This is a genomic window from Streptomyces sp. NPDC057565, assembly GCF_042801455.1.
GTDB classification, from domain to species: Bacteria; Actinomycetota; Actinomycetes; order Streptomycetales; family Streptomycetaceae; genus Streptomyces; species Streptomyces yanii.
On sequence record NZ_JBHVFU010000003.1, the window covers coordinates 421,618 to 443,297 of the forward strand.

Annotated in this window: 18 protein-coding genes; 9 read left to right on the forward strand and 9 right to left on the reverse strand. The window is 70.7% G+C overall.

Annotated features, from left to right (window positions below):
• Nucleotides 1-117: 117 nt before the first annotated feature.
• A complete protein-coding gene (gene lgt / locus ACFU8W_RS09165) occupies nt 118-1,098 on the forward strand; it encodes a prolipoprotein diacylglyceryl transferase (protein ID WP_384033885.1) in 981 nt (326 codons plus the stop codon).
• A 125-nt stretch (nt 1,099-1,223) separates the two neighbouring features.
• Here the strand turns inward: lgt and ACFU8W_RS09170 are convergent, their stop codons facing one another.
• The 7 genes from ACFU8W_RS09170 to ACFU8W_RS09200 are packed head-to-tail and all read right to left on the reverse strand — an operon-like array spanning nt 1,224 to nt 9,103.
• The gene (locus tag ACFU8W_RS09170; RefSeq protein ID WP_266986759.1) at nt 1,224-2,045 is read right to left on the reverse strand and encodes a CoA ester lyase; all 822 of its coding nucleotides are present in this window, start codon (nt 2,043-2,045) and stop codon (nt 1,224-1,226) included.
• Nucleotides 2,042-3,241, reverse strand: a complete 1,200-nt coding sequence (locus ACFU8W_RS09175) for a CaiB/BaiF CoA transferase family protein (protein ID WP_384033888.1) — start codon at nt 3,239-3,241, stop codon at nt 2,042-2,044. The genes ACFU8W_RS09170 and ACFU8W_RS09175 overlap by 4 nt, the downstream gene beginning before the upstream one ends.
• The gene (gene rbsK, locus ACFU8W_RS09180) at nt 3,238-4,122 is read right to left on the reverse strand and encodes a ribokinase (protein WP_384033891.1); all 885 of its coding nucleotides are present in this window, start codon (nt 4,120-4,122) and stop codon (nt 3,238-3,240) included. The genes ACFU8W_RS09175 and rbsK overlap by 4 nt, the downstream gene beginning before the upstream one ends.
• Complete coding sequence (locus ACFU8W_RS09185; protein WP_384033894.1) at nt 4,119-5,495, reverse strand: ADP-ribosylglycohydrolase family protein; 1,377 nt, start codon at nt 5,493-5,495, stop codon at nt 4,119-4,121. Before ACFU8W_RS09185 ends, rbsK begins: the two co-directional genes overlap by 4 nt.
• Nucleotides 5,492-6,667: an ADP-ribosylglycohydrolase family protein gene (locus tag ACFU8W_RS09190; protein ID WP_384034298.1), complete on the reverse strand. Its 1,176-nt coding sequence runs from the start codon at nt 6,665-6,667 to the stop codon at nt 5,492-5,494. The genes ACFU8W_RS09185 and ACFU8W_RS09190 overlap by 4 nt, the downstream gene beginning before the upstream one ends.
• Entirely contained in the window at nt 6,648-7,877 is a 1,230-nt protein-coding gene (locus tag ACFU8W_RS09195; protein WP_384033897.1) for an ADP-ribosylglycohydrolase family protein, read from the reverse strand. Before ACFU8W_RS09195 ends, ACFU8W_RS09190 begins: the two co-directional genes overlap by 20 nt.
• Nucleotides 7,874-9,103: an ADP-ribosylglycohydrolase family protein gene (locus ACFU8W_RS09200; RefSeq protein WP_384034301.1), complete on the reverse strand. Its 1,230-nt coding sequence runs from the start codon at nt 9,101-9,103 to the stop codon at nt 7,874-7,876. The genes ACFU8W_RS09195 and ACFU8W_RS09200 overlap by 4 nt, the downstream gene beginning before the upstream one ends.
• 261 nt (nt 9,104-9,364) lie before the next feature.
• On the opposite strand from ACFU8W_RS09200, the gene ACFU8W_RS09205 reads away from it, so the two are divergent.
• The 3 genes from ACFU8W_RS09205 to ACFU8W_RS09215 all read left to right on the forward strand — a co-directional run bounded on the left by ACFU8W_RS09205 (nt 9,365) and on the right by ACFU8W_RS09215 (nt 16,899).
• Nucleotides 9,365-10,099, forward strand: a complete 735-nt coding sequence (locus ACFU8W_RS09205; protein WP_345514648.1) for a VIT1/CCC1 transporter family protein — start codon at nt 9,365-9,367, stop codon at nt 10,097-10,099.
• Between the two features lie 778 nt (nt 10,100-10,877).
• Nucleotides 10,878-15,446, forward strand: coding sequence for a glutamate synthase large subunit (gltB, locus tag ACFU8W_RS09210; protein ID WP_384033900.1), 4,569 nt, complete (start codon nt 10,878-10,880; stop codon nt 15,444-15,446).
• Entirely contained in the window at nt 15,439-16,899 is a 1,461-nt protein-coding gene (locus ACFU8W_RS09215; protein ID WP_345514650.1) for a glutamate synthase subunit beta, read from the forward strand. Before gltB ends, ACFU8W_RS09215 begins: the two co-directional genes overlap by 8 nt.
• A gap of 153 nt (nt 16,900-17,052) precedes the next feature.
• Here the strand turns inward: ACFU8W_RS09215 and ACFU8W_RS09220 are convergent, their stop codons facing one another.
• Complete coding sequence (locus tag ACFU8W_RS09220) at nt 17,053-17,988, reverse strand: rhomboid family intramembrane serine protease (RefSeq protein ID WP_345514651.1); 936 nt, start codon at nt 17,986-17,988, stop codon at nt 17,053-17,055.
• Between the two features lie 199 nt (nt 17,989-18,187).
• Between ACFU8W_RS09220 and ACFU8W_RS09225 the strand changes: the two genes are divergently transcribed.
• Complete coding sequence (locus ACFU8W_RS09225; protein ID WP_345514652.1) at nt 18,188-18,907, forward strand: VWA domain-containing protein; 720 nt, start codon at nt 18,188-18,190, stop codon at nt 18,905-18,907.
• Nucleotides 18,904-19,479 carry a HutD family protein gene (locus ACFU8W_RS09230; RefSeq protein ID WP_384033905.1) on the forward strand — a complete coding sequence of 192 codons (576 nt, stop codon included), beginning with the start codon at nt 18,904-18,906 and terminating at the stop codon, nt 19,477-19,479. Before ACFU8W_RS09225 ends, ACFU8W_RS09230 begins: the two co-directional genes overlap by 4 nt.
• Nucleotides 19,480-19,639: 160 nt before the next feature.
• On the opposite strand, the gene ACFU8W_RS09235 is transcribed toward ACFU8W_RS09230, so the two are convergent.
• A complete protein-coding gene (locus ACFU8W_RS09235) occupies nt 19,640-19,930 on the reverse strand; it encodes a hypothetical protein (RefSeq protein ID WP_345514655.1) in 291 nt (96 codons plus the stop codon).
• Nucleotides 19,931-20,091: 161 nt separating this feature from the next.
• Between ACFU8W_RS09235 and ACFU8W_RS09240 the strand changes: the two genes are divergently transcribed.
• The 3 genes from ACFU8W_RS09240 (at nt 20,092) to ACFU8W_RS09250 (ending at nt 21,531) form a co-directional block, all read left to right on the forward strand.
• Nucleotides 20,092-20,595, forward strand: coding sequence for a pyridoxamine 5'-phosphate oxidase family protein (locus tag ACFU8W_RS09240; protein WP_384033909.1), 504 nt, complete (start codon nt 20,092-20,094; stop codon nt 20,593-20,595).
• A 146-nt stretch (nt 20,596-20,741) separates the two neighbouring features.
• Nucleotides 20,742-21,353 carry a TetR/AcrR family transcriptional regulator gene (locus ACFU8W_RS09245; RefSeq protein WP_384033912.1) on the forward strand — a complete coding sequence of 204 codons (612 nt, stop codon included), beginning with the start codon at nt 20,742-20,744 and terminating at the stop codon, nt 21,351-21,353.
• A 34-nt stretch (nt 21,354-21,387) separates the two neighbouring features.
• Nucleotides 21,388-21,531, forward strand: a complete 144-nt coding sequence (locus tag ACFU8W_RS09250; RefSeq protein ID WP_384033915.1) for a hypothetical protein — start codon at nt 21,388-21,390, stop codon at nt 21,529-21,531.
• Nucleotides 21,532-21,680 lie beyond the last annotated feature (149 nt).

Here is a 21,680-nt window from a genome sequence, read left to right on the forward strand (position 1 = left end):
CCCACTGACGTGGGCTGCGGGCCGGCCGGGACGGGGAATCGATGACCGGCTCGTTACCCAGAAGTTGTCGGGCGGGTTGCCGCACCTCCCGCCCGGCAGGGTAGCGTCGACCCTGTCATGGACCTTGCCTACATTCCCAGCCCGTCGACCGGCGTGATCAATCTCGGCCCGATCCCGCTTCGCGGCTACGCGTTCTGCATCATCATCGGTGTGTTTGTCGCCGTCTGGTTCGGCAACAAGCGCTGGATCGCCCGGGGCGGCAGAGCCGGCACGGTGGCCGACATCGCCGTCTGGGCCGTGCCCTTCGGTCTCATCGGCGGCCGGCTCTACCACGTCATCACCGACTATCAGCTGTATTTCAGCGACGGTGAGAACTGGGTCGATGCCTTCAAGATCTGGCAGGGAGGCCTCGGTATCTGGGGCGCGATCGCGCTCGGCGCGGTCGGCGCCTGGATCGGCTGCCGTCGTCGAGGGATCCCGCTGCCCGCCTGGGCCGACGCGCTCGCCCCCGGCATCGCCATCGCCCAGGCGTTCGGCCGCTGGGGCAACTGGTTCAACCAGGAGCTGTACGGCAAGCCGACGGATCTGCCGTGGGCACTGAAGATCAGCGAAGGTCCCAACCGGGTCGCCGGAACGTACCACCCGACGTTCCTGTACGAGTCGCTGTGGTGCGTGGGCGTCGCCCTGCTGGTGATCTGGGCCGACCGCCGCTTCAAGCTCGGACACGGGCGGGCCTTCGCGCTGTACGTCGCGGCGTACTGCACGGGTCGCGCCTGGATCGAGTACATGCGGGTCGACGAGGCGCACCACATCCTGGGCCTGCGCCTGAATGTGTGGACCGCGCTCATCATGTTCGTGCTGGCGGTGACGTACATCGTGATCTCGGCGAAGGTACGGCCGGGGCGCGAGGAGGTCGTCGAGCCGGGAGCGGCCGAGGACACCGAGGGCGTCGAGGACGCGGCGCCCGACGCGGATGCCACCGGTGACACGGACCGTGACGGCGACGCCGTCGGCGATACGCAGGCACCCGATGCGGAGGCGCCCGATGCGGAGGCGCCGGAGAAGAACGGCACCGCAGAAGCGGCCAAGAACGCCTGACGCCACCCATCTGTACGAAAGGCCCCGAACCAAACGGCTCGGGGCCTTTCGCTGTTCCCCTCCGAGGTCTTGGCCCCCGGCCCTCCGCTTCTCGGTCGCCGGAGGCGCTGGATCTTTTTCCCCCGTCACCCCACCCGTTCCGCCAGCGCCAGCGTCCGGCGGGCCGAAGCCACCACCGCCGCGTCCACGAAGCGGCCGTCCGGCAGAGCCAGCGCACCCGCATCCGTCAGCGCCGCCGCCACGATCTCCTGCGCCGCCTCGATCTCCTCCGCCGTCGGCCGGAATGCCCGTTCGATGACCGGCAGCTGCCGGGGGTGGATCGCCGCCCGGCCGACGAACCCCAGCGCCCTCCCGTGCACGCAGGACTTCCACAGCCCGTCCAGGTCCAGGACGTCCGGGAACACCGACTGGGTCGGCGGGGCGAGCCCTGCCGCGCGGGCGGCAACCACCACCCGGCTGCGCGACCAGTCCAGTCCCGTGTCGTCCCGTACGCCCAGATCGGCCCGGAGATCGATCTCGCCGATAGCGATGGAGCGGACCTGGGAGTGGGACGCCGCGATCGTATACGCGTGCTCGATGCCGAGCGCCGACTCCAGCAGCGGACAGAGCGCGACGCCGGGGGCCAGAGCCGCGATGTGATGGACGGTCGCGGCATGCGTGATCTTGGGCAGCCGCAGTCCGGCCAGGCCGGGAAGTCCGGCCAGGGCCAGGATGTCGGCTTCGGTGTGGACCCGGACATGCACCGGCACACCGTCCGTGCCGGCGAGCGGTTCGGCGAGGAGTTCGGCGGTGGCGGACCGTGCATACGCCTTGCGGTCCGGTGCGACCGCGTCCTCCAGATCGACGATCACCACGTCCGCGCCCGAATCGCGCGCCTTGCGCACCACGTCCGGCCGGTCCCCGGGGACGTACAGCCAGGTCAGAGGCACCGCTGCCGCCGCCGTCACAGCACGCCCCCCGCCCGCAGCGCGGCGATCTCCGGATCCGTCAGGCCGAGCCCGGTGAGAATCTCATCGGTGTCCGCGCCGTGCGGCCGGCCCGCCCAGCGGATCGCCCCCGGGGTCCCGGACAGCCGGAAGAGGACGTTCTGCATGCGCAGCGGGCCCAGCTCCGGATCGGGGACCTCGGTGATGGAGTCCAGGGCCCGGTACTGCGGGTCCTCCATCACGTCCCGGATGTCATGGATCGGCGCGATGGCTGCCTCCGCCTTCTCGAACGCGGAGATCGCGTCGTCACGGGTGTGCCGGGCGATCCAGTCGCCGACCGCCTCGTCGAGTTCGTCGGAGTGGTCGGCGCGGGTGGCGCCGGACGCGAACCACGGCTCGTCGATCAGTTCCGCGCGGCCGACCAGATGCATCACCCGTTCGGCGATCGACTGGGCGGACGTGGACACGGCGACCCACTGACCGTCGGACGTGCGGTACGTATTGCGCGGGGCGTTGTTGCGCGAGCGGTTGCCGGTGCGTTCCTGGACGTATCCGAGCTGGTCGTACCAGAGCGGCTGCGGGCCGAGCACGGTCAGGATCGGCTCGATGATCGCCATGTCCACGACCTGCCCCTCCCCGGTGCGGTCCCGCCCGGCCAGCGCCGCCATCACGGCGTACGCGGTGGCGAGCGCCGCGATCGAGTCGGCGAGCCCGAAGGGCGGCAGGGTCGGCGGCCCGTCCGGCTCCCCGGTGATCGCGGCGAACCCGCTCACGGCCTCGGCGAGTGTGCCGAAGCCGGGGCGGTGCGCATGCGGGCCGAACTGGCCGAAGCCGGTGACCCGGGTGAGCACCAGCCGCGGGTTGACGGCGTGCAGCTCCTCCCAGCCGATGCCCCACCGTTCCAGCGTCCCCGGTCGGAAGTTCTCGATGATCACATCGGTGGACGCGGCCAGCCGCAGCAGGACGTCGCGCCCGCCGGGAGCGGAGAGGTCGAGGGTCAGATTGCGTTTGTTGCGGCCGAGCAGCTTCCACCACAGACCGATGCCGTCCTTCGTCGGGCCGTGCCCGCGCGACGGATCGGGTTTCCGTGGATGCTCGACCTTGATCACCTCGGCGCCGAAGTCGCCGAGCATGGTGGCCGCGAGGGGGCCCGCGAAGAGCGTGGCGAGGTCGAGGACCCGCAGACCGGTGAGGGGTGCTTCCCCGGGCGCGGTCATGCGGCGTCGATCTCGCTGCGGTACGGCATGGAGGTCGAGGCGCCCGGCTTCTGCACACAGAGTGCGGCGGCCGACGACGCCCAGGCCAGCGCCTCCGGTACGGAACGCCCCTCGCCGAGCGCCACGGCGAGCGTGCCGACGAAGGTGTCCCCGGCGCCGGTGGTGTCCACGGCGGTGACCTCGGGCGCGGGGAAGTGGATCTTTTCGGTGCCCCGGGACGCGTACAGGCAGCCCTTCGCGCCGAGCGTGATGACGACCTCGGGGACCTGCCGGAGCAGGATGTCCGCCGCCGCGTGGGGTTCGACGTGCCCGGAGAGCGCGGCGGCCTCGTGCTCATTGGGAATCAAGAGATCGATGGTGTCGAAGAGTTGGTCCGGCAGCGGTTGCACGGGGGAGGGGGTGAGAATCGTCCGTACACCCTGCGCATGGGCGACCCGCGCCCCTTGCAGCACGGCGGACAGGGGCAGTTCCAGTTGCAGGAGCAGCAGGTCGGCGCCCGCGATGGCGGCCATCTCGCCGGGGCCGAGGGAGGTGACGGTTCCGTTGGCGCCGGGGATCACCACGATTGCGTTGCCGCCCGCGTCGTCGACGACGATGTGCGCGGTGCCGCTGGGGCCCTCCGCGGTGTGCAACAGGTCGGTGTCCACGCCCGCGTGCTCCAGTCCGGACCGCAGCTGCGCCCCGTACGCGTCGTCACCGACCGCGCCGATCATCATCACGTCGGCGCCCGCGCGGGCGGCGGCGACGGCCTGGTTCGCGCCCTTGCCGCCGGGGACGGTGCGGAACTCCCGTCCGGTGACGGTCTCCCCGCGCTGCGGAGCCCGTGCGACGTAGGCGACAAGGTCCATATTGGTGCTGCCGAGCACCGCGATGCCGGTCATGGGCGGCGTGCCTCCTCGTGGATGAGCCGGTGGGTCATTTCGGCGAGTGCGTCGAAGCCGATGGAGTCGAATCCGGGAACGGATGTGGCGAGCCGGTTCTTCAGCGGGGTGGTCCATCGGTCGGGCAGCGCCTCGGGCCGGCCGGCCAGCAGACCGGCAAGTGAACCGGCGGTCGCACCGTTCGAGTCGGTGTCCCAACCACCGGCCACCGCACGGCAGATGGAGCCGGAGAAGTCGCCGTCGGCGTGAGTGAGAGCGGCGGCGAGCAGAGCGGCGTTGGGCAGTACATGGACCCAGTGGTACGCGCCGAACTCGGCGTGCAGCCGGTCGACGACCTCGTCGAAGTCCTCCTCACCGCGGGCCGCGTCGATCCCGGTGCGGACCGCGTGCGCAAACCGCGAGCGGGGCGGCACGACGCGTAGACCGGCCGTCAGACAGCCGTGCACATCCGCGGCGTCACCGGCCGCCTCGGCGAGCGCCGCGGCGGTGAACATCGCCCCGTACACACCGTTGCCGGTGTGTGTGAGGACCGCGTCCCGGTGTGCCTGTTCGGCCGCGGCCGCCGGGTCGCCGGGGTGGGTCCAACCGTGCACGTCGGCGCGGATCCGGGCGCCGATCCACTCCCGGAACGGGTTGCGGTGCCGGGCGGTGTCCGGCGGTTCGATGCCGTCGAGCAGATTGCGGTACGCGACCCGCTCGGCGGTGAACGTACGGCCCGCGGGGAGTTCGTCGAGCCAGAGCCGGGCGAGATCGGCGGTACGGAAGGACGGCCCGTACCGCTGGATCAACAGCACGGTCAGGAGCGGGTAGTTGAGGTCGTCGTCCTCCGGCATTCCGTCGATGTTCTCGGCGAGCGAGGTGGGTGCGGAGCGACGGTTCCAGGGGTGGGCCGCTGCCAGTTCGGCGGGCAGGCCCTTCGCGGTGAACCAGGTGGCGAGCGGCCAGTTCCCGGTGGCCCGGGCCAGCGCACGGATCCCCGCGAGGGGCAGTTTCTCGACGGGTTTGCCGAGAACGCAGCCGGCCGCACGCCCCAGCCACGCCGCCTCCAGCGGGGCCGTGCCGGCCGGTGAGGGGTCCGTGCGGGACGCCGGCCAGTACGGGCAGGCCGCCCGGATCGCGGCGAGATCCGTCGGCTCGTCGACATGCAGCGGCGAGGTGAGCCCGGCGAGTTCGTCGAGCAGGCCCTCGGCGAGCGCACGCAGGGCGGGTGGCGCGGGGGACTTCGACGCGCCCGCGCGCTCCGGGGCGGGTGCGCCGCCCGCCGCGTACCACCTGCGCTCGATGTGCCGCGCGTCCCGGCCGTCCTCGGCCGCCTGGCGCAGCTCGTGCCCGATCAGGTCCTCGGGCTGCACCCAGGTGACCCGCACGGTCATGGCGTGCCTGCCAGCGTCGCGAACGCCGCCTCGTGCGCACGCCGCCGGGCGGTGTCCCGTGCGAACACCTCGCGGGCGACGTCCGTCAGCGTCCGCGCCGGCGCGTGCAGATCGAGGCGGCTGGCCTCGGCGACCGTTTTCACCCAGGTGGCGGGGATCGCCGCTTCACCGTGCAGCGCGCCCGCGAGAGCGCCGCCCATCGTGGCGATCGAGTCGCAGTCGCGGCCGTAGTTCACCGATCCGAGCACTGCGTGCCGGTAGTCGCCGTCCGCGACGAGCAGCATCCCGAGGGCGATCGGGAGCTCCTCGATGGCGTGCAGCCGGGACGGCCGGCGGGCGCCGAGGGACGGAGAGCGGTAGTCGGGTCCGACGGTGTCGAAGGGGGCCACCGCGGCACGCAGCGGCGCCAGCGCCGTCTCGAAGTCCTGGTGCCGGACGGCCACTTCGCACACGGCCTCGATGGCGGTCCGGGTTCCGTCCTTGGCGAGCGACAGGCAGGTGTCGACGACGGTGGCGGGCGTCGCGTCCGGGGCGCAGGCGGCGGCTACGGCCGCCGCGAAGACCCCGGCCGCCTCCCTCCCGTACGACGACTGATGGGCGCCCGCGAGGTCCAGCGCCTCGGCGTACGCGGCCTGCGGATGCGCGGCGTTGACCAGACCGACCGGCGCCATGTACATCGCCGCACCACAGTTCACGATGTTTCCGGAGCCCGCCTCGCGCGGATCGACATGGCCGTAGTGGAGCCGGGCGACGATCCACTTCTCGGCGAGGAAGACCCGTTGCAGTGGCAGCGCCTCGGCCTGCAGCTCCGGAATCCAGCGGGGGTTCGCGATCAGCTCCGGTACGAGGTGGTCGGCTACGGAGTACGCGTCGAGGTGGTCCCGTACGGCGCCGTACACCCGTACCAGCGCATGGGTCATCAGGGTGTCGTCGGTGACGTGCCCGTCGCCCTTGTAGTAAGGGGCGATGGGGCGGGCGGTGCGCCAGTCGTCGCCGTCCCACGGGCCGACGATGCCGGTGACCCGGCCGCCGTGACGTTCGGCGATCTGCTCCGCGGACCGGCCCTCGACCGGGCCGCCGAGCGCGTCGCCGACGGCGGCGCCGACGAGGGCGCCGCTGATCCGTTCATCGAGGGTGAGCGCGGTGGGCGGTTTATTCCCTGTGGGCGTCATGGGCGTCATGTCGGAATTGTCCACCCGGAGGGGCTGGTTCCGTGTCTGTCAGCAGCCCGGCGAGTTCGATGAGATCCGTGCCCGCGAGTCGGGGCAGCGCACACCCGGCGAGGGTGCGGCAGGCCTCGCGCCAGCCGTCCGGTACGGCGGCGATACCGCCGAGCGCGCCGGTCAGCGCGCCGGCCAGGGCGGGCGCCGAGTCCGCGACCCGTGACAGGCAGGCCGCCGCCGGAATGGCCTGGGCGATCTCGCCCCGGGCGGCGGTGGCGAGGGCGAGCGCGACCGGCACGGTCTCGGCAGCGGCGATCCCGTAGCTGTACACATGATCGACGATCTGATGCTCCAGCACCGGTACGAGCGCGAAGGCGCCCGCCGCCTCGCCGACGAAGTCCCGGGCGATCCGGACGGCGTGGGCGGCGTTGCGGGCGATCTCGGTGCCGTCGGGGAGCTGGGCGAGTGCGGCGTTGACCACGGTGTCGACATCGGCCCCGCCCAGCGCCTCGGCGATCGCGGCGGCCATCGCGCGCGCGCCGTGCACACCGTCGCCGTCCTGGGTGTATCGGGCATCGAACTCGGCGAGTTCGGCGGCGGCTCCGGGCTCACCGGGGTGGACGACCGCCAGCACGGCGGCCCGCACACAGGCCGCGTCGTCGAAATAGTGCGGGTTGTCGTGGCCGGTTGCGGGCGGCCGCAACCCGGCGGCGAGATTGCCGAGCCCGGCCCGGACCGAGATCCGGGCGCGCAGGGGGAGGACCGCCGACTCGACCTCCGGCGCCTGCGCGGCAGCCGCGGCGACCTCAGCGGCCAGCGCGTTCCAGGAGAGGTCGATGGCGGCCTGCATTCGGCGCTCGGGGGAGAGGTGGTGCAGCGACCCTGCCTCCGAGGCGAGCACGGTCCCGGCGGCGAACGCGGCCCATTCGGCATCGTCCGACGGCCCGAGTCGCAGCGGTTCGGGCGGCTGGTTGAGGGCGATCGGCACGGGCAGGGTGGTGGTGGCGTTCTGCTCGGCGAAGGTGTCGAGCTCCCGGGTGAGGCGCCGGGTCCACTCCGGCATCCGGGCCGCCCGGTGGCGTGCGGCGGGCCACCCCGCGGCATCCCCCGAGGCGAGCCCGAGGAGCAGTCCCTCGATCCGGGCGCGGCGCCCGGGCAGGGGCCGGGCGGGGAGGGAGGCGGGGTCGCCGGTGCGGCGAGTGTCGCGTGCGGTGGTCATGACGCAACCACCGCCGGTTCGCCTGCCCCGCCGACCGCCCCGCCCGCCTTGCCGGTCCCGCCCGCCGGGTCCGCCTCGTCCGTCTCGTCCGGCGTGAGCAGCTCCGCGATGTCCAGGACGTGGTAGCCCCGCATCGACGGCAGACAGCTGCCCCGGACCGGTCCGATCGCCTCGCCCCAGATCCGCGGGATCGCGGACACCCCGTGCAGTGCGCCGGCCAGCGCTCCCGCCACGGCCGCCGTCGTGTCCGCGTCGCGGCCCATGTTGACCGCGGTCAGCACCGCCGTACGGAAATCGCCACGGGCCGCCGCGAACGCGCCGAACGCCAGGCCGACCGCCTCCGGCGCCAGGTCCGTCCATGGATATCCGCCGACCACCACCGCCGAGCGCACGGCCCGTTCCGTGGTGAGCCGGTCGGGATGGGCGCGCTGGGCGGCAGCCACCGCGCGGCGCAGCGAGCGCGCCGTCCAGGAGTCCATCGGTACGACGGACAGCGCGGCCGCGATCACGGAAGCGACCCCCGCACCGACCATCGCGGCGGCCACTCCGGCCGCCACCGCCTGGCCGCCGTAGATGCCCTCGCCGTCGTGGCTGACCCGGCCGTCGACCGCGACCAGGCGCGCGGCCTCCGCGGGCCGGCCTGCCGCGAACACACCGAACGGCGCCGCCCGCATCGCGAGTCCGTCGCTCCAGGCGTGCCGGTGCTGGGCGGAGATCGGGGCGGCGAGACCCCGGCGCAGGTTCTCCAGCGTGCCGCGCTCGCTGAACCCGGCGCCGCGGAACGGCCCCTCGTCCAGGTCGGCGATCCACAGGTGCCAGGCCCGCTCGACATGGGTGACGGTCAGAGCCGAGCCGTGCCGGGCGAGCAGCAGCCCGGAGAAGATCGCATACTCCGTGTCATCGGTGCCTGCCGGGTCGTCGCTGACGAAGCCCTCGATCCGGCCCCAGCGGCGGCGGATCTCGGACGGCCGCAGGTTCTCCGCCGGTGCGCCCAGGGCGTCACCCACGGCGAGCCCCAGGAGCGCGCCGCGGGCCCGGCCGGCCCGGTCGAGGCGTTCGGCGTGGACCGTGTGGTCCGCATGGGCCGACCGGCCCCTGCCGGGAGCGTCCGGGGCGTGCCGTGCGGCCTCCGCCGCACCGCCTGCGCCCGTACCGCCCGTGCCCGTTGCGCCCGCGCTCGTACGGCCCGTCCGCCGCTCTGCCGGATTACCCGCAATCGACTCCATCGCGTCGACCCTTCGCTCGTACCGAGCCAGTTCTCGTGCCTGTCCGATCTGTGCCACGCGGAGACCCGACAAAGGCCGACAGACGTGACAAAAGGGCCAGTCGGATGACGGGATGCCTCTCCTGAGGCAGGCCTTGCTTACCTGGTCAGGAGGCAGGTAAGTACGGCCTGGCTTGCTGGCGGGGTGCTCTTTTCGTGCGTAGTTTCGAGGGTGTTGAGGGGGCGGAGTGAGTGAATTCCGCTGCCGGAGAAGGGGAGAGCTGTGTCCATCATCGAGACCGACGCCGTCCTGCATGAGGCGCACCGTGACAACCACACCCACCGTGATGTGAACGGTGGCTGGCTGCGCCCCGCGGTCTTCGGTGCGATGGACGGGCTCGTCTCCAACCTCGCGCTGATGACCGGCGTAGCGGGCGGCTCGGTGTCCCAGCAGACGCTCGTGATCACCGGTCTGGCGGGTCTGGCCGCCGGTGCGTTCTCCATGGCGGCCGGCGAGTACACCTCCGTCGCTTCGCAACGAGAGCTTGTCGAGGCCGAACTCGACGTCGAGCGCCGCGAATTGCGCAAGCACCCCGCGGACGAGATGGAAGAGCTCGCCGCGCTGTACGAGTCCCGTGGTGTCGAGCCCGGGCTCGCCCGCGAGGTCGCCCGGCAGCTGTCCCGCGATCCGGAGCAGGCCCTGGAGATACACGCCCGCGAGGAGCTCGGCATCGACCCGGGTGATCTGCCGTCGCCGCTGGTCGCCGCTGTGTCGTCGTTCGGTGCGTTCGCGCTGGGTGCGCTGCTGCCCGTACTGCCGTATCTGCTCGGAGCACACGCCCTGTGGCCCGCGGTGCTGCTGGCGCTCATCGGGCTCTTCGGCTGCGGTGCGGTGGTGGCCAGGGTGACGGCGCGCAGCTGGTGGTTCAGTGGGCTGCGGCAGCTGGCGCTCGGTGGTACGGCTGCGGCGGTCACGTACGGGCTGGGTACGGTGTTCGGTGTGGCCGTCGGGGGCTGAGGGCCGGTCCGTCATCCCTGACGGGCGCACGACGACAGCTGTGGCACCTCGCCGCGTTGTCGGAACGTCCGAATGAGTCCAGCATGCGGACACCCCTCCGCCCTGCGATGCACCGCATCCGAATCGGCGCGCCGAGCCGTCAGCGATGACGGGACAATCCCTGGGGTCGCTCGTTCGGATCACGCCGGGCCCGCGGGTTCGGCCCGCACAACTGCTGCGTTGCCGTCGGTCCTCCCCGAGCTCTCGGCTTCGCTCGAGCGGGCGAGCCCCCCATTCGCTTCGCGGGGGAGCATGACCGGGTCCACGTTCGCCGTGTTCCGCAATATGCCCTCACGGGCCGGACGGGCCCATGGTGTCGCCTGTCCTGCATCGCGCGTGGACGGTCCGGGGTGCGTGCGGGATGATGCCCGTAACCTGGACGCCATCCGTGTGACGTACGTCTTGGTCACCGCCTCTGGGCGGAACCCCTCCGCGGACGTAAAATGAGTCCCTATACAGGGCTCCACATAAGTAGCCGTTACTCGGCGGTTTCGATTCCTTTTCCGCCGGGCATGAGGCGTAGACACCGCAGGCAACGACGCCTGCTCTCTGTGGTCCCCCGGGCGCCGATCCTCCGACTGCGACCCAAACCCCCGCCGCTCCGTGAGCGGTGTCCGCATGTTGGAACGGACTATCCGCTTCTTGAGAAGCGCCCCATTATGTAACCTGCATGAAATTTCGCAGAGGGCCAACGTCGTCCCTCGGCACTGCATATGCCACGACGACGACGGGAGAGCCGATGCGTTCCGACGCCTGGTCGCCCATGGACGGTCGCCCCGCCCAGCAGGGGATGTACGACCCCCGTAACGAGCACGACGCCTGTGGCGTCGGGTTCGTGGCCACTCTGACCGGTGTGGCCAGCCATGAGCTGGTCGAGCAGGCGCTTACCGTGCTGCGCAACCTCGAACACCGCGGCGCCACCGGATCCGAGCCCGACTCGGGCGACGGCGCCGGAATCCTGCTCCAGGTGCCCGACACCTTCCTCCGTGAAGAGGTCCCCTTCGACCTCCCTGAGGCCGGTGCCTACGCCGTCGGTATCGCCTTCCTGCCCGCGGACGACTCCGCCGAGGCCGTCCAGAAGCTTGAGAAGATCGCCGCCGAGGAGGGCCTCAAGGTCCTCGGCTGGCGCGAGGTCCCGGTCACCCCCGATTTCCTCGGCAACGGCGCCCGCGCCACCATGCCCGAGTTCCGGCAGCTCTTCGTTGCCGACGGTACGAGCGCCGGCATCGCCCTCGACCGCAAGGCCTTCGTGCTGCGCAAGCGCGCCGAGCGTGAGGCCGGGGTCTACTTCCCCTCGCTCTCCGCCCGCACGATCGTCTACAAGGGCATGCTCACCACCGGGCAGCTGGAGCCGTTCTTCCCGGACCTCTCCGACCACCGCTTCGCCACCACGGTCGCGCTGGTCCACTCGCGTTTCTCCACGAACACCTTCCCGAGCTGGCCGCTCGCCCACCCGTACCGCTTCGTGGCGCACAACGGCGAGATCAACACGGTCAAGGGCAACCGCAACTGGATGAAGGCCCGCGAGTCCCAGCTGGCGTCGAGCCTCTTCGGCAGCGAGCAGCTCGACCGGATCTTCCCCGTCTGCACCCCGGACGCCTCCGACTCCGCCTCCTTCGACGAGGTCCTGGAGCTGCTCCACCTCGGCGGCCGCTCGCTGCCGCACTCGGTGCTGATGATGGTCCCCGAGGCGTGGGAGAACCACGACTCCATGGACCCGGCCCGCCGCGCCTTCTACCAGTACCACTCCACGATGATGGAGCCCTGGGACGGCCCGGCCTGCGTCACCTTCACCGACGGCACCCAGGTCGGCGCGGTCCTCGACCGCAACGGTCTGCGCCCGGGCCGGTACTGGGTCACCGACGACGGCCTCGTCGTCCTCTCCTCCGAGGTCGGGGTCCTGGACATCGACCCCGCGAAGGTGGTCCGCAAGGGCCGCCTGCAGCCCGGCAAGATGTTCCTCGTCGACACCGCCGAGGGCCGCATCATCGAGGACGACGAGATCAAGGCGGGCCTCGCCGCCGAGCAGCCGTACCAGGAGTGGCTGGAGACCGGCGAGATCGAGCTGGAGGATCTCCCCGAGCGCGAGCACATCGTGCACACGCACGCCTCCGTCACCCGCCGCCAGCAGACGTTCGGCTACACCGAGGAAGAGCTCCGCGTCATCCTCGCGCCGATGGCCCGCACCGCCGGCGAGCCGCTCGGCTCCATGGGTACGGACTCGCCGATCGCCGCTCTGTCCGAGCGCCCCCGGCTGCTCTTCGACTACTTCACCCAGCTGTTCGCGCAGGTCACCAACCCGCCGCTGGACGCCATCCGCGAGGAGCTGGTCACCTCGCTGCGCTCCACGCTCGGCCCGCAGGGCAACCTGCTGGAGCCGACCGCCGCGTCGTGCCGCAGCGTCACGCTGCCGTTCCCGGTGATCGACAACGACGAGCTGGCCAAGCTGATACACATCAATGCCGACGGCGACATGCCGGGCATGAAGGCCGCCACGCTCTCCGGTCTCTACCGGGTCAGCGGCAGCGGTGAGGCCCTCGCCGCCCGGATCGAGCAGATCTGTACCGAGGTCGACGCCGCCATAGAGGACGGCGCCCGCCTGATCGTCCTGTCCGACCGGCACTCCGACGCCGAGCACGCGCCGATCCCGTCGCTGCTGCTCACCTCGGCCGTCCACCACCACCTCATCCGTACCAAGCAGCGCACCCAGGTGGGTCTGCTGGTCGAGGCCGGGGACGTCCGCGAGGTCCACCACGTCGCGCTGCTGATCGGTTACGGCGCCGCCGCGGTCAACCCGTATCTCGCGATGGAGTCCGTCGAGGACCTGGTCCGGGCCGGCACGTTCATCGAGGGCATCGAGCCCGAGAAGGCCATCCGGAACCTGATCTACGCGCTCGGCAAGGGCGTCCTGAAGGTCATGTCCAAGATGGGCATCTCCACCGTCGCCTCCTACCGCGGCGCCCAGGTCTTCGAGGCCGTCGGCCTGGACGAGGCCTTCGTCGCGAAGTACTTCAACGGCACCGCCACCAAGATCGGCGGCGCCGGACTCGACGTGGTCGCCAAGGAGGTCGCCGCCCGGCACGCCAAGGCGTACCCCGCCTCCGGCATCTCCGCCTCGCACCGCGCGCTGGAGATCGGCGGCGAGTACCAGTGGCGCCGCGAGGGCGAGCCGCACCTCTTCGACCCGGAGACGGTCTTCCGCCTCCAGCACGCCACGCGCAACAAGCGGTACGACATCTTCAAGAAGTACACGGACCGGGTGAACGAGCAGTCCGAGCGCCTGATGACGCTCCGCGGTCTGTTCGGCTTCAAGTCGGACCGTGAGGCGATCCCGGTCGACGAGGTCGAGTCCGTCTCCGACATCGTCAAGCGGTTCTCGACCGGCGCCATGTCGTACGGTTCGATCTCCCGCGAGGCGCACGAGACCCTCGCCATCGCCATGAACCAGCTGGGCGGCAAGTCCAACACCGGTGAGGGCGGCGAGGACGCCGACCGGCTGTACGACCCGGCGCGCCGCTCGTCCATCAAGCAGGTCGCCTCCGGCCGCTTCGGTGTGACCAGCGAGTACCTGGTCAACGCGGACGACATCCAGATCAAGATGGCGCAGGGCGCCAAGCCCGGCGAGGGCGGCCAGCTGCCCGGCCACAAGGTCTACCCGTGGGTCGCCAAGACCCGGCACTCCACCCCGGGTGTCGGTCTGATCTCCCCGCCGCCGCACCACGACATCTACTCCATCGAGGACCTGGCTCAGCTGATCCACGACCTCAAGAACGCCAACCCGGCGGCCCGCATCCACGTGAAGCTGGTCTCCGAGGTCGGCGTCGGCACGGTCGCCGCGGGTGTCTCCAAGGCGCACGCGGACGTCGTCCTGATCTCCGGCCACGACGGCGGAACGGGCGCCTCCCCGCTCACCTCGCTGAAGCACGCGGGCGGCCCCTGGGAGCTCGGCCTCGCCGAGACGCAGCAGACCCTGCTGCTCAACGGCCTGCGCGACCGCATCGTCGTGCAGACAGACGGCCAGCTGAAGACCGGCCGCGACGTCATCATCGCCGCGCTGCTCGGCGCCGAGGAGTTCGGTTTCGCGACCGCGCCGCTCGTCGTCTCCGGCTGCGTGATGATGCGTGTCTGCCACCTCGACACCTGCCCGGTCGGCATTGCCACCCAGAACCCGGTCCTGCGCGACCGGTTCTCCGGCAAGGCCGAGTACGTCGTCAACTTCTTCGAGTTCATCGCCCAGGAAGTCCGCGAGCTCCTCGCCGAGCTCGGCTTCCGTACGATCGAAGAGGCCGTCGGCCACGCCGAGCTGCTGGACACCGACCGTGCGATCACGCACTGGAAGGCGCAGGGCCTCGACCTGGAGCCCCTGTTCTACGTCCCCGAGCTGCCCGAGGGCGCGGTCCGCCACCAGCTGATCGAACAGGACCACGGTCTCGCCAAGGCCCTCGACAACGAGCTGATCAAGCTCGCGGCCGACGCCCTGAACGCGGACAGTGCCGAGGCCGCCCAGCCGGTCCGGGCCCAGATCGCGATCCGGAACATCAACCGGACCGTCGGTACGATGCTCGGCCACGAGGTGACGAAGAAGTTCGGCGGCGCGGGTCTGCCGCAGGACACCATCGACATCACCTTCACCGGCTCCGCCGGCCAGTCGTTCGGCGCGTTCGTGCCGAGCGGTGTGACGCTGCGACTGGAGGGCGACGCCAACGACTACGTCGGCAAGGGCCTCTCCGGCGGCCGCGTCATCGTCCGCCCGGACCGCGGCGCCGAGCACCTCGCCGAGTACTCCACCATCGCGGGCAACACCATCGCCTACGGCGCGACCGGCGGCGAGCTGTTCCTGCGCGGCCGCACCGGTGAGCGGTTCTGCGTCCGCAACTCCGGCGCGACGGTCGTCTCGGAAGGCGTGGGCGACCACGGCTGCGAGTACATGACCGGCGGTCACGCCGTCGTCCTCGGCGAGACCGGCCGCAACTTTGCCGCCGGTATGTCGGGTGGTGTCGCGTACGTCGTCGACCTGGACCGCGACAACGTCAACGTCGGCAACCTCGGCGCGATCGAGACGCTCTCCGACAGCGACAAGCAGTGGCTGCACGACGTCGTGCGCCGCCACCAGGAGGAGACCGGCTCCACGGTCGCAGAGAAGCTGCTTGCCGAGTGGGACAGCGCCGACGGCGGTGTCTCCCGCTTCAGCAAGATCATCCCGTCCACCTACAAGGCAGTGCTCGCCGCCAAGGACGCCGCTGAGCTCGCCGGTCTCTCCGAGCAGGAGACCACCGAGAAGATGATGGAGGCGGCGACCAATGGCTGACCCCAAGGGCTTCCTGACCACCGGGCGCGAGGTCGCAAAGACCCGCCCCGCGGGCGAGCGCGTCAAGGACTGGAACGAGGTCTACGTTCCGGGCTCGCTGCTCCCGATCATCAGCAAGCAGGCCGGCCGCTGCATGGACTGCGGCATCCCGTTCTGCCACAACGGCTGCCCGCTGGGGAACCTCATCCCCGAGTGGAACGACTACGCCTACCGCGAGGACTGGACGGCTGCGTCCGAGCGCCTGCACGCCACGAACAACTTCCCGGAGTTCACCGGGCGGCTGTGCCCGGCTCCCTGCGAGTCGGCATGCGTGCTCGGCATCAACCAGCCGGCCGTCACCATCAAGAACGTCGAAGTCTCGATCATCGACAAGGCGTGGGACAGCGGCGACGTCACCCCGCAGCCGCCCGAGCGCCTCTCCGGCAAGACGGTCGCGGTCATCGGTTCGGGTCCGGCGGGTCTCGCCGCCGCCCAGCAGCTCACCCGGGCCGGTCACACGGTCGCCGTCTACGAGCGCGCGGACCGCATCGGAGGCCTTCTCCGGTACGGCATCCCCGAGTTCAAGATGGAGAAGTCGCACATCAACCGCCGCATCGAGCAGATGCGTGCGGAAGGCACCAAGTTCCGTACGGAGGTGGAGATCGGCAAGGACATCGACGCCGCCAAGCTCCGCCGCCGCTACGACGCGGTCGTCATCGCCGCCGGTGCCACCGTCTCCCGCGACCTGCCCGTCCCGGGCCGCGAGCTGAACGGCGTGCACTTCGCGATGGAGTACCTGCCGCTCGCCAACAAGGTGCAGGAGGGCGACCTGACGGTCTCCCCGATCAGCGCCGAGGGCAAGCATGTCGTCGTCATCGGCGGCGGTGACACCGGCGCCGACTGCGTCGGCACCGCTCACCGGCAGGGCGCGGCCTCCGTCACCCAGCTGGAGATCATGCCGAAGCCGGGCGAGGAGCGGAACGCCAACCAGCCCTGGCCGACCTTCCCGATGCTGTACAAGGTCACCTCGGCGCACGAGGAGGGCGGGGAGCGGGTCTACTCCGTCTCGACCACCCACTTCGAGGGCGACGAGGACGGCAACGTCCAGGCGCTGCACCTCGTCGAGGTGGAGTTCAAGGACGGCAAGCTGGAACAGAAGCCCGGCACCGAGCGGCGGATCCCCGCGCAGCTGGTCACCCTGGCCATGGGCTTCACCGGCACCGACCAGGCCAACGGTCTGGTCCAGCAGTTCGGCCTCGAACTCGATGAGCGCGGCAATGTCGCGCGCGACGCGGACTTCGCCACCAATGTCGGCGGTGTGTTCGTCGCCGGTGACGCGGGCCGCGGCCAGTCCCTCATTGTGTGGGCCATCGCCGAGGGCCGCTCCGCGGCGCGTGGCGTGGACCGCTTCCTGACCGGGGCCAGCGCACTGCCGGCCCCGATCCGCCCGACGGACCGTTCCCTGATGGTCTGAGCACCACCAGCAGTACGCATCACCACAACAGACGTCCCGTACAACGGCGTACGGAACTGAACGCGGCGCCTGCCCGTCCCCGACCGGACGATTCGGCAGGCGCCGTGGCGCGTCCGGGCCCGGGGCGCCGGCCAGGACCGGGCAGGCGGAACCTCACGCCACGGCGCCGCCGGTCAGCTGCGAGGTCTTCAGAACGACCAGGGCGACCAGCACCACGAAGACCACCCCGCACGCAGCGATCTGCACCGCGGTACGGCGCTTCGCCGGGGCGTACGCGAGCGCGGCCATGACGACGCCGCCCGTGAGGAGCCCGCCCAGGTGCCCCTGCCACGAGGTGAACCACGCGGATATCAGCATCCAGATCAGGAACCCGGCCATGAACCGGTTGACCGCCTCCATGTCCCGGCCCAGCCGCCGGTTGATGACATAGAACGCCGCCGCCAGACCGAAGACCGCACCCGAGGCGCCCACCGTCAGGGCGGCCGGTGCGATCAGATACACCAGCACCGAGCCGCCCAGCGCCGACAGCAGGTACAGCGCGAGATACCGGCCCCGGCCGAGCTGCTCCTCGACGACCCGGCCCAGATTCCACAGGCCGTACATGTTGAAGAGGATGTGCAGCACCCCGAACGGCAACGCACCGAAGGACGACTCGCCCGGCGGAAGATGAAGGAAGGCCCCGGTCAGCAGCCGGTACCACTCGCCGTCCACCACCCCGACCGCGTGGAACCCGTGGAAGTCCCCGCTCTCGTACATGTACTGGCCGCCGTGGGGTCCGACCAGAACCGCACCGAGCATCCCGAACCGGTCGACGATCCCGGGGCGTACCAACTCGCCCAGGTACGCCGCTATGTTCAGGCCCATGAGGACGTACGTCACCACGGGCACCGCCGTCCTCGACACCGCACCGCCGAAGACCGTGCGCGCCTGCCGGATCGACCGCTGCCCCTCCTTCACGCACTCCACGCAGTGGTGGCCGACCGCGGCCTCACGCATGCAGTCCGGGCAGATGTAGCGGTCGCAGCGGGTACAGCGCACATACGTCTCGTACGACGGATGGCGGTAGCAGGTGGTGACAGCGGCCTCCATGGCCGGCTCCTTCACGGGGGGACGGTGGCGGGCGGCCGGTGGGGGTCGGCGGCGATCAACATAGCGAACGCGGGCCGCGCGGAAGCGGCGGGGTGGCGGGACGGACCAGGTGCGGGAACGGCCGGCCGTCCACGACGCCGCAGCCGGTCCACCACGGTGACGTAACCTCGTAACTCCCTTCTCAGGAACGGAGCCCCGTATGGCCGGCATCAGTCTCCGCAAGGTCGAGGAGACCGCCCCCGCGCTCGTCAGCCTCTACAGGAGCGCCGGGGTCTCCCTGGAGAAGCACCGGCTCAGCGGAGAGCGCGCGGCCGTCTATCTCGTGCTCGACTACTCCGGCTCCATGAAGGAGTACTACAGGGACGGCAGCGTCCAGGCCCTCGCCGACCGGGTCCTCGGCCTGTCGGCGCACCTCGACGACGACGGCCGCGTGCCGGTCGTCTTCTTCTCCACGGACATCGACGCCGTCACCGACATAGCCCTCGACAACCACCTCGGGCGCGTCGACCGGATCGTCGCCGGACTCGGACACATGGGGAAGACCAGCTACCACCTGGCCATGGACGCGGTCATCGACCACTACCTCGACAGCGGCTCGACCGCACCCGCGCTCGTCGTCTTCCAGACCGACGGCGGCCCGATCAACAAGCTCGCGGCGGAACGCTATCTCTGCAAGGCGGCGAAGCTGCCGCTGTTCTGGCAGTTCATCGGCTTCGGCAACAAGCGCAGCTCGCAGTTCAACTTCCTGCACAAGCTCGACGAGCTGGCCGTGCCCGCACGGCGCCCCGTCGACAATGCCGGCTTCTTCCACGCCGGACTCGATCCGCGGCAGGTTCCGGACTCCGAGCTGTACGACCGGCTCGTCGCCGAATTCCCCAGCTGGCTGACCGCGGCCCGGGCGCAGGGGATCGTCAAGTGATGCCACGGGTACTGAGGGCGGCCGACCGCACGGCCGTGCCCTGGAAGAACGGTGGGGGAGTCACCCGGGAGATCGCCGCTTCCCCCGAGGGCGCACCGCTGGACGACTTCTACTGGCGGGTCAGCCTCGCCGATGTGACCGCGGACGGGCCGTTCTCCTCGTTTCCCGGGGTCGACCGCACGCTCACCGTGGTCGAGGGCGCCGGGATGGATCTCATGGTGGGCGGCGAGCACCACATCGTCGACGAGCAGTACTGGCCCCACGACTTCCCCGGGGACCTGGAGACGGACGGGCGGCTCCTCGGCGGCCCTGTCGTGAACCTCAATGTGATGTACCGCAGGGAACGTACGGCGGCGGAGGTCGCGGTCGTACGCGGCACGCTGCGGCTGCAGGCACCGGAGGGCGGCACGGTCCTGGCCGTCGCACTGGAGGACGGTGCGACGCTCGACGGCCAGGACGTCGAACTCGACTGCTATGACGCCGTGTTGATGGAGGGTGCGGCACCTGTGGTGCTCCGCACCCAGGGCTGGGCGCTGGTGATCACCCTGTCACCGGCCGGCGGGCAGGGTTAGTGCTGCGACCGGAAAGGTTTGCCGGGAAGCTCGCGGCGTCCGGTGCGGTGCATCGCAAGGCGGAGGATCGCCCTCGTACTGGACGTACTCGTGTGATGCGACAACGCGGCGAGGTGCCGTGCCGGGCGTCGCGAGCCGGTGAACCTTTCCGGTCGCAGCACTAGGCGGCTTCGGGCACCCGGTGATGGTGGGTCCGTGCGGTCCTCGGCGGTCCGGACGGCATCGGCAGGCCGAGCCTCCGGGCGATCGGCAGCATGGCCGCGCCGAAGTTCTCCACGGCCTCCGGCGACTCCCACAGGTCGAAGAGCTCCACGCCCGAATCGGTCGTGACGCAGACGTGGGAGAGGCAGCCGGCGAAGGCGTCGCCGGGAAGTGCCTGGAGTTCTTTGTCGAGAGCGTCGTACTGGTCTGCCGTGACGCCCGACAAAGTGGCATGCACGAAGATTGCCATCGGATTCCACCTCGGGTCGCGGGAACAGTCCCTCCCCGCCGCCACGATGACGGCCAAGTGCCTCGTACAGCACACCACGATCATCGCGGTACGGCATCCGAACCAATGACGGCCCGGAAATCCGGACAGAAGATGTCGGGTTTCAAGGGTTCGATGGAACCATGACATCGAGTTCATGGGCAGCGTTCCAGGTGGCGGAGCCGGGCTTCGCCGAGACCGTTCAGGCCCGCTTCGAGCAGCACAAACACCACATCCTGGCCACCCTTCGCAAGGACGGTTCACCACGCCTGACCGGGCTGGAAGTGAACTTCCACTTCGGTGAGCTGTGGCTCGGCATGATGCCGAACTCGCGCAAGGCGCTGGACCTGCGGCGCGATCCGCGGTTCGCGGTGCACGCGAATCCGGGACCGGACGACGCGATGGAGTACGCCGACGTCCGGGTCTGCGGCCACGCGGTGGAGGAGACCGACCCCGACGTCCTGGCCCGATTCATCGGGGAGGTGAAGCCGCCGGAGCCGTTCCATCTCTTCCGCGCGGAGTTGACGGAGGTCGTCAGCACGGGGGTGGAGAACGAGGATCTGGTCGTCCGGGTCTGGCGACCTGGCAAGCCGCTGCGCACGATCCATCGCGGAACGGACGACGGCAACCCGCGCGAGACGACCTGACGCCCGAGCCGGTGCCTGCCGGGCCCGGCAGGCACCGCCCCTCGGCCCGGCGACCGGGGACAGAACGACCCGGTCAGCGGCCGACATCCCTGACCGGGCCCGCGCCGACGCGTCCGTGGGGCATCGCACGGGCGGAGAATGGGCGGGTGCCTACCAAGAAGAAGCCCCAGGTGACCCCCTCGCCCGAGCGGCGCCGCGAACTCCTCGACACCGCCGCAGAGGTCTTTGCCGCGCAGGGATACAACGCCACCACGGTCCGCAGGATCGCGGACGAGGCCGGGATGCTCGCGGGCAGCCTCTACTACCACTTCGATTCCAAGGAATCGATGATCGACGAGATCCTCTCCACCTTCCTCACCGAACTCTGGGAGGGGTACGACGCGGTGCTCGCCGCCGGACTCGGCCCCCGCGAGACCATCGAGGCCCTCGTCACCGAGTCCTTCCGGGAGATCGACCGGCACCGCGCCGCCGTCGCCATCTACCAGAAGGAGTCCAAGCACCTCGCCACCCAGCCGCGCTTCGCCTATCTCGTCGACTCCCAGCAGAAGTTCGAGAAGGCCTGGCTCGGCACGCTGGAGCGCGGCGTCGCCGCCGAGGTCTTCCGCGCCGACCTCGACATCCGGCTCACCTACCGGTTCGTCCGCGACACCGTCTGGGTCGCGGCCTCCTGGTACCGGCCGGGCGGACAGCACAGTCCCGACGAAATCGCCCGCCAGTACCTCTCGATGGTCCTGGACGGCATCGCTCTGCGTACGTAACCCACACTCACGGACCTCTCAAGGAGCGGCAGTCATGGCCGAGGCCTGCATCGTCGAAGCGGTACGCACCCCGGTCGGCCGACGCAGGAAGGCCTCGGAGCCGTCCACCCCGCCGACCTCGGCGCCCATGTGTGAGGGCGGCGTCCAGGAGAACGTGACGATCATCGAACGGCTGTGAATCGGTTGTCGCCAAGACTTCCGCGGAAGTCCGCCGGCCGGCGGCGTGGCAAGATCCTCCGCTGGTCGGCAGAACGTGCTACGGTGGTCCAGTTGCAGTTTTGGTACCCATGAACTTTATGTGCGCCTGACGGGAATGCTTCCTCAGGC

Bases quoted from the DNA above. Each gene is read 5' to 3' on its own strand.
- lgt (WP_384033885.1), top strand. From the start codon at position 118: ATGGACCTTGCCTACATTCCCAGCCCGTCGACCGGCGTGATCAATCTC.
- ACFU8W_RS09175 (WP_384033888.1), bottom strand. From the start codon at position 3,241: ATGACCGCGCCCGGGGAAGCACCCCTCACCGGTCTGCGGGTCCTCGAC.
- rbsK (WP_384033891.1), bottom strand. From the start codon at position 4,122: ATGACCGGCATCGCGGTGCTCGGCAGCACCAATATGGACCTTGTCGCC.
- ACFU8W_RS09185 (WP_384033894.1), bottom strand. From the start codon at position 5,495: ATGACCGTGCGGGTCACCTGGGTGCAGCCCGAGGACCTGATCGGGCAC.
- ACFU8W_RS09190 (WP_384034298.1), bottom strand. From the start codon at position 6,667: ATGACGCCCACAGGGAATAAACCGCCCACCGCGCTCACCCTCGATGAA.
- ACFU8W_RS09195 (WP_384033897.1), bottom strand. From the start codon at position 7,877: ATGACCACCGCACGCGACACTCGCCGCACCGGCGACCCCGCCTCCCTC.
- ACFU8W_RS09200 (WP_384034301.1), bottom strand. From the start codon at position 9,103: ATGGAGTCGATTGCGGGTAATCCGGCAGAGCGGCGGACGGGCCGTACG.
- gltB (WP_384033900.1), top strand. From the start codon at position 10,878: ATGCGTTCCGACGCCTGGTCGCCCATGGACGGTCGCCCCGCCCAGCAG.
- ACFU8W_RS09215 (WP_345514650.1), top strand. From the start codon at position 15,439: ATGGCTGACCCCAAGGGCTTCCTGACCACCGGGCGCGAGGTCGCAAAG.
- ACFU8W_RS09220 (WP_345514651.1), bottom strand. From the start codon at position 17,988: ATGGAGGCCGCTGTCACCACCTGCTACCGCCATCCGTCGTACGAGACG.
- ACFU8W_RS09225 (WP_345514652.1), top strand. From the start codon at position 18,188: ATGGCCGGCATCAGTCTCCGCAAGGTCGAGGAGACCGCCCCCGCGCTC.
- ACFU8W_RS09235 (WP_345514655.1), bottom strand. From the start codon at position 19,930: ATGGCAATCTTCGTGCATGCCACTTTGTCGGGCGTCACGGCAGACCAG.
- ACFU8W_RS09240 (WP_384033909.1), top strand. From the start codon at position 20,092: ATGACATCGAGTTCATGGGCAGCGTTCCAGGTGGCGGAGCCGGGCTTC.
- ACFU8W_RS09250 (WP_384033915.1), top strand. From the start codon at position 21,388: ATGGCCGAGGCCTGCATCGTCGAAGCGGTACGCACCCCGGTCGGCCGA.